Consider the following 6,415-nt stretch of genomic DNA (forward strand, 5'->3'; position numbering starts at 1 on the left):
CGGGTTTTATCGGACCTGTCTTGAATAATAAAAAAATCAAACACTGGGAGGAACTATTCAATGAGCGTAAAAGTAGGGATTAACGGGTTTGGACGTATTGGACGTTTGGCATTCCGCCGCATTCAAAACGTGGAAGGTATCGAAGTCGTAGCAATCAATGACCTGACAGATGCAAAAATGTTGGCTCATTTGTTGAAATATGATACAACTCAAGGCCGCTTCGACGGCGACGTTGAAGTACATGACGGATTCTTTAAAGTAAACGGTAAAGAAGTTAAGGTTCTGGCTAACCGTAACCCTGAAGAATTGCCTTGGGGCGAGCTTGGCGTTGACATCGTTCTGGAGTGCACAGGCTTCTTCACAACGAAAGAAAAAGCTGAGCTTCACCTGAAAGGCGGCGCGAAGAAAGTTGTGATCTCCGCTCCAGCTACCGGCGACATGAAAACCGTCGTTTACAACGTAAACCATGAAATCCTCGACGGTACGGAAACTGTTATTTCCGGCGCATCTTGCACAACGAACTGCTTGGCTCCTATGGCTAAAGCGCTGAATGACAAATTCGGCATCGTAGAAGGCTTGATGACCACAATCCATGCTTACACTGGCGACCAAAACACGCTGGACGCTCCGCATGCAAAAGCTGACTTCCGTCGTGCTCGTGCAGCTGCAGCAAACATCGTTCCTAACACAACGGGCGCAGCGAAAGCGATTGGCCTGGTTATCCCTGAGCTGAAAGGTAAATTGGACGGAGCAGCTCAACGCGTACCTGTACCAACAGGTTCCTTGACTGAGCTTGTCACTGTTCTTGAGAAAACCGTTACGGTTGACGAAGTGAACGCTGCTATGAAAGCCGCTTCTGACGAATCTTTCGGTTACACGGAAGACGAAATCGTATCTTCGGATATCGTAGGCATCACTTACGGTTCCCTGTTTGACGCAACGCAAACGAAAGTAATGACGGTTGGCGACAAACAACTGGTGAAAACTGTATCGTGGTACGACAACGAAATGTCCTACACTGCACAATTGGTTCGTACGCTGGAATACTTCGCGAAGAAAGTAAAATAAGAAGTAATCTATAAAGATCGATTCATCCCAAAGAGGAGCAACCTATTTAAGGACTCCTCTTTGGTTCTTGCATGAAATACGACATTCACACACACACCATTTTTTATAAATAGAGATGAGTTAGATGAGTTACATGGCGTCTTAGGAGAGAAATCAGAATCAAAGCCGTAATGCGCATTTTCCAGGCTTGGAGAACCCCCGCGCATACCTTTAGGAGGAACGTGGAGATGAACAAGAAAAGTGTACGTGATGTGGAAGTAACCGGCAAACGCGTGTTTGTTCGTGTAGATTTTAATGTACCGATGCAAGATGGCAAAATTACCGATGACACTCGGATCCGCGAAACGTTGCCGACGATCAAATACTTGATCGAAAATGGCGCAAAGGTCATCCTCGCGAGTCACTTGGGCCGTCCAAAAGGCCAAGTCAACGAAGATATGCGTTTGACACTGCCAGCGAAACGCTTGGGCGAGCTGCTCGGCAAAGAAGTAGCCAAAGCTGACGAAGCTGTAGGCGAAGCCGCGAAAGCCAAAGTGAATGCCTTGAACAACGGCGACGTACTGGTGCTTGAAAACGTACGTTTCTACCCGGGCGAAGAGAAAAACGATCCTGAACTCGCGAAGCAATTCGCAGAACTGGCCGATCTGTTCGTCAACGATGCGTTTGGCGCTGCACACCGCGCGCACGCTTCGACAGAAGGTATCGCTCATTACCTGCCAGCCGTATCCGGCTTGCTGATGGAGAAAGAATTGTCCGTTCTCGGCAAAGCACTGTCGAATCCGGATCGTCCTTTCACTGCAATTATCGGCGGGTCGAAGGTTAAAGACAAAATCGACGTCATCGACAACCTGCTCAACATCGCGGACAATGTGTTGATTGGCGGCGGCTTGGCTTACACCTTCTTCAAAGCGCAAGGTCACGAAATCGGCCAATCGCTGTTGGATGACAGCAAACTGGATGCGGCTCTTGGCTTCATTGAGAAAGCGAAGAAGCTGGGCAAGAACTTCGTACTTCCGGTTGACTGCATCGTCGCTGACGACTTCAGCGCAACAGCAAACCACAAAGCCGTAGATATCGACAGCATTCCTGCAGATTGGGAAGGCGTGGACATCGGGCCGAAGACTCGCGCGATTTATGCCGATATCATCAAGAATTCCAAGCTGGTCGTTTGGAACGGACCGATGGGCGTGTTTGAAATCGATATTTTCGCAAACGGGACGAAAGAAGTGGCTGAAGCCTGCGCAACAACAGAAGGCTACACCATCATCGGCGGCGGCGACTCTGCGGCAGCAGCTGAGAAGTTCAACCTGGCTTCGCAAATGAACCACATCTCCACGGGCGGCGGGGCTTCCCTGGAATTTATGGAAGGCAAGGCACTTCCAGGTGTCGTGGCTTTGAACGACAAGTAAGAATGAATCGTGATCAAAGTTCGTTTTTTGAACTACCTCTATAAAGAAGGAGTGGGTGGTTTCAGTGAGAACACCTATTATCGCCGGAAACTGGAAAATGTTCAAAACCGTTTCCGAAGCCAAAACCTTCTTCGAAGCCGTTAAAGGGAAAGCGGAGGTTACTGGCGTAGAGAGCGTTATCTGCGCGCCGTTCACCAACCTTCCGGCTTTGGTAGAAGCAGCGAAAGGCACGTTGATCAAAATCGGCGCGCAAAACATGCATTTTGAAGACGAAGGAGCCTTCACTGGTGAAGTCAGCGGACGCATGCTGAAAGAGCTTGGCGTGGATTATGTCATCATCGGCCACTCTGAGCGCCGGGCATATTTCGGCGAAACCGACGAAATCGTGAACAAGAAGATCCTGGCTGCCTTTAAACATGGATTGACTCCGATCCCTTGTGTCGGCGAGAAGCTGGAAGAGCGCGAAGCCGGCCAAACGAAAGAAGTCGTGAAGGTCCAAACCGAAGCGGCTTTGAAAGGGTTGACCGCAGAGCAAGCAGCGCAAGTGGTCATTGCATACGAACCGATCTGGGCGATTGGTACAGGCAAATCCTCCACGTCGCAAGACGCGAACGAAGTGATTTCCTATATTCGCAGCCTGGTTCAAGGTTTGTACGGCAACGATGTGGCTGCGAAAATCCGTATCCAATACGGCGGCAGCGTTAAACCGGAGAACGTGAAGGAGTATATGGGCCAAAGCGACATCGACGGCGCACTCGTCGGCGGTGCCAGCCTGCAGCCGGACTCTTACATCCAGCTCGTTGAGGGGGCGAAATAAATGACGGCTCCCAAACCAGTAGCTTTGATCATCATGGACGGGTTCGGACTTCGCGATAAAGTCGAAGGCAATGCCGTGGCTCAAGCGAACAAACCGAACTATGACCGTTATTTGAAGCAATACCCGAACACCACGCTGACCGCCAGCGGGGAAGCGGTGGGTTTGCCGGAAGGCCAAATGGGGAACTCCGAAGTGGGTCACCTGAATATCGGTGCCGGCCGGATTGTATACCAGGATTTGACCCGGATCTCCAAATCGATTCGCGAAGGCGAATTCTTCTCGAATGAAACGCTGGTTGAAGCGGTGCGCAGCGCCAAAACGAAGGGCACGAAGCTGCATCTGTACGGCCTTCTGTCCGACGGCGGCGTGCATAGTCACATTGAACATATGTTTGCTATGCTCGAGTTGGCGAAGAAGGAAGAGATGCACGAGGTTTACGTGCATGCGTTCCTCGACGGCCGCGACGTGGCTCCGGACAGCGCAAAGGGCTTCCTGGAGCGGCTGATCGCCAAGATGAACGAGCTTGGCGTCGGTAAGATCGCAACGGTGCAAGGTCGCTATTACGCAATGGACCGCGACAAACGTTGGGACCGTGTCGAGAAATCGTACCGGGCCATGGTGTATGCGGAAGGACCGCAATATACCGACCCGATTCAAGCGGTCACGGAATCCTATGAGAAGTCCGTATTTGACGAGTTCGTGATGCCAACTGTGATTGTCGATGGCCATGGCCAACCGATCGCGCAAGTGGAAAGCGGCGACAGTGTCATTTTCCTGAACTTCCGTCCGGACCGTGCCATTCAACTGTCCAACGTATTTACGAATAAGGATTTCCAAGGCTTCGACCGCGGACCGAAATTCCCGACAGATCTGCACTTCGTGTGCTTGACCCTGTTTGCGGAATCGGTAGACGGCTATGTTGCGTACAAGCCGAAGAATCTCGACAATACGTTTGGTGAAGTGCTAGTGCAAAACGGGAAGAAGCAATTGCGGATCGCCGAAACGGAGAAATACCCGCACGTGACGTTCTTCTTCAGCGGTGGCCGAGATGTCGAGCTTCCGGGCGAAAAACGCGTCCTCATCAACTCGCCGAAGGTGGCAACGTACGACTTGAAACCGGAAATGAGCGCCTATGAAGTAGCGGAAGCCTGCGTCAAGGAAATCGAGTCGGATCAACACGACGCGATTATCTTGAACTTCGCGAATCCGGACATGGTCGGCCACTCCGGGATGATGGAGCCAACGATCAAAGCGGTTGAAGTAACGGATGAGTGCGTAGGCAAGGTTGTTGACGCCGTCAAAGCCAAAGGCGGAGTCGTCATCATTATTGCTGACCACGGGAATGCCGATATGGAAACCGATGACCAAGGCCGTCCATTTACCGCACATACGACGAACCCGGTTCCATTCATCGTTACCGATGAGAACGTCGTGCTTCGCGACAAAGGCATTCTCGCCGACGTAGCTCCAACGCTGCTCGACTTGATGGGCTTGCCGCAGCCGCCGGAAATGACCGGTCAATCGATGATTGCCAGCCGCAAGGCATAAAATAACTATAACTATAAAACACTCAAAGGAGATTGTATTCTAATGACGATTATTTCTGACGTTTACGCTCGCGAAGTCCTTGACTCCCGCGGCAACCCTACCGTTGAAGTTGAAGTTTATCTCGAATCCGGCGCAATGGGCCGTGCCATCGTTCCTTCCGGTGCTTCCACCGGCGCGCATGAAGCTGTAGAGCTTCGCGACGACGACAAATCCCGTTACCTGGGCAAAGGCGTACTGAACGCTGTGAAGAACGTGAACGAAATCATCGCTCCTGAAGTCATTGGCATGGACGCGTTGGACCAAGTCGGCATCGACAAAATGATGATCGAATTGGACGGCACGCCTAACAAAGGCAAACTGGGCGCGAACGCGATCTTGGCCGTTTCGATGGCGGTTGCTCGCGCAGCTGCAGACGCTTTGGACCTGCCGCTGTATGCTTACCTGGGCGGATTTAACGCGAAACAGCTCCCAGTTCCGATGATGAACATCGTGAACGGCGGCGCGCATGCCGACAACAACGTAGACGTACAAGAATTCATGATCCTGCCTGTAGGCGCTCCTTCCTTCAAAGAAGCTCTTCGCACAGGCGCAGAAATTTTCCACAACCTGAAATCCGTACTTAAAGCAAAAGGCTTGAACACGGCTGTTGGCGACGAAGGCGGTTTTGCACCAAACTTCACTTCCAACGAAGACGCTTTGTCCTCGATCATGGAAGCTATCACGAAAGCTGGCTACACGCCTGGTAAAGACGTATTCTTGGGTATGGACGTTGCTTCCACCGAGTTCTACAAAGACGGCAAATACCATCTGGAAGGCGAAGGCAAATCCTTCACTTCCGCTGAGTTCGTTGACCTGCTTGCTTCTTGGGCAGACAAATATCCGATCATCACAATCGAAGACGGCTGCGCCGAAGACGATTGGGAAGGTTGGAAGCTGCTGACTGAGAAACTGGGCAACAAAATCCAACTCGTGGGTGACGACCTGTTCGTAACCAACACCGAACGTCTGTACAAAGGGATCCAAGAAGGCATCGGCAACTCGATCCTGATCAAAGTAAACCAAATCGGTACGTTGACGGAAACATTCGACGCGATCGAAATGGCAAAACGCGCGGGGTATACGGCAGTGATCTCTCACCGTTCCGGCGAATCCGAAGACAGCACGATTGCCGATATCGCCGTGGCAACAAACGCCGGCCAAATCAAAACCGGTGCTCCTTCCCGTACGGACCGTATCGCGAAATACAACCAATTGCTTCGCATCGAAGATCAATTGGCTGACTTGGCTCAATACAACGGCTTGAAATCCTTCTACAACCTGAAAGCACACCGTTAAGAAGAACGACCGGATAACTCTGGTCTAACGACAACAAGGGGCTGTCCCCCAAAAAATAATCGGCCAGGGCGTTCATGCCTTGGCCGATTATTTTTCTTTTTTAGAAGATTGTGGGCAAGGGGGGCGGCAAGAATGTTGCAGTTTGTGCAACAATTTCAGCCGATTTCTTCGCATACACCCCAAAATGCTGCACAAAATGCAACATTCCGGCCCCTCAGGACTGTTTGGTGGTGGGAAT

Annotated in this window: 5 protein-coding genes; all 5 read left to right on the forward strand. The window is 51.3% G+C overall.

From position 1 onward, the window contains the following. Positions 1-60: 60 nt before the first annotated feature. Entirely contained in the window at positions 61-1,068 is a 1,008-nt protein-coding gene (gene gap / locus M0651_RS21105) for a type I glyceraldehyde-3-phosphate dehydrogenase (RefSeq protein WP_248553683.1), read from the forward strand. Positions 1,069-1,295: 227 nt separating this feature from the next. Then, positions 1,296-2,477 (forward strand): phosphoglycerate kinase, encoded by a 1,182-nt coding sequence (locus M0651_RS21110; RefSeq protein ID WP_248553684.1) that lies wholly within the window; start codon positions 1,296-1,298, stop codon positions 2,475-2,477. A gap of 64 nt (positions 2,478-2,541) precedes the next feature. Then, positions 2,542-3,294: a triose-phosphate isomerase gene (gene tpiA / locus M0651_RS21115; RefSeq protein WP_248553685.1), complete on the forward strand. Its 753-nt coding sequence runs from the start codon at positions 2,542-2,544 to the stop codon at positions 3,292-3,294. Continuing rightward, positions 3,295-4,842, forward strand: coding sequence for a 2,3-bisphosphoglycerate-independent phosphoglycerate mutase (gene gpmI, locus M0651_RS21120; protein WP_248553686.1), 1,548 nt, complete (start codon positions 3,295-3,297; stop codon positions 4,840-4,842). It abuts the gene before it with no gap. 42 nt (positions 4,843-4,884) lie between these two features. Next, complete coding sequence (eno, locus tag M0651_RS21125) at positions 4,885-6,177, forward strand: phosphopyruvate hydratase (protein ID WP_178024334.1); 1,293 nt, start codon at positions 4,885-4,887, stop codon at positions 6,175-6,177. The last annotated feature ends 238 nt before the right edge of the window (positions 6,178-6,415 follow it).

Source organism: Paenibacillus mellifer (assembly GCF_023195895.1).
Classification (GTDB): Bacteria; Bacillota; Bacilli; order Paenibacillales; family Paenibacillaceae; genus Fontibacillus; species Fontibacillus mellifer.

Excerpts from the sequence above, each read along its gene's own strand:
- gap (WP_248553683.1), top strand. The coding sequence starts at position 61 with ATGAGCGTAAAAGTAGGGATTAACGGGTTTGGACGTATTGGACGTTTG.
- M0651_RS21110 (WP_248553684.1), top strand. The coding sequence starts at position 1,296 with ATGAACAAGAAAAGTGTACGTGATGTGGAAGTAACCGGCAAACGCGTG.
- gpmI (WP_248553686.1), top strand. The coding sequence starts at position 3,295 with ATGACGGCTCCCAAACCAGTAGCTTTGATCATCATGGACGGGTTCGGA.
- eno (WP_178024334.1), top strand. The coding sequence starts at position 4,885 with ATGACGATTATTTCTGACGTTTACGCTCGCGAAGTCCTTGACTCCCGC.